This is a genomic window from Methylobacterium sp. J-067, assembly GCF_022829465.1.
Classification (GTDB): Bacteria; Pseudomonadota; Alphaproteobacteria; order Rhizobiales; family Beijerinckiaceae; genus Methylobacterium; species Methylobacterium litchii.
Genome location: NZ_JAKSXZ010000026.1, coordinates 1 through 360, shown reverse-complemented (window position 1 = coordinate 360; position 360 = coordinate 1). Strand labels below are relative to the sequence as shown.

Here is a 360-nt window from a genome sequence, read left to right as displayed (position 1 = left end):
CCGTGGCCGCCTTCGCTTGGTCGGCGAGCAGCTTCATCTCCGAGGCCACCACCGCGAAGCTGCGCCCGCTCTCGCCCGCCGCTGCCGCCTCGATGGCCGAGTTCAGCGACAGGCGATGCGTTCGCTCCGAGATGGCGTTGACTCTCTCGGTGAACTCGCCGATCGCCAGGGCCGTCGCCGACACGGCGAACATGTTACCTGCCAACGCCCCGGCCGGCCTGCGTAATGCCTCCATGGCCTTGGACGAGGCCGAAACCGTGGACAGGGCCGGGCGGGAGGTCCTGGCCGTGGCGGGGGCGGTGGTGTGGACAGAGATGCCGTATGGGTGCACCTTTGTACTGTTATGTGGTGCACGTGGGC

Annotated in this window: 1 protein-coding gene; it reads right to left on the bottom strand. The window is 68.3% G+C overall.

All coding sequences use genetic code 11. The features are described from left to right. Positions 1–193, bottom strand: a 193-nt coding sequence (locus tag MKK52_RS27190; protein WP_409564599.1) for a methyl-accepting chemotaxis protein, incomplete at its 3' end; no start/stop codon positions are given. Between the last annotated feature and the right edge of the window lie 167 nt (positions 194–360).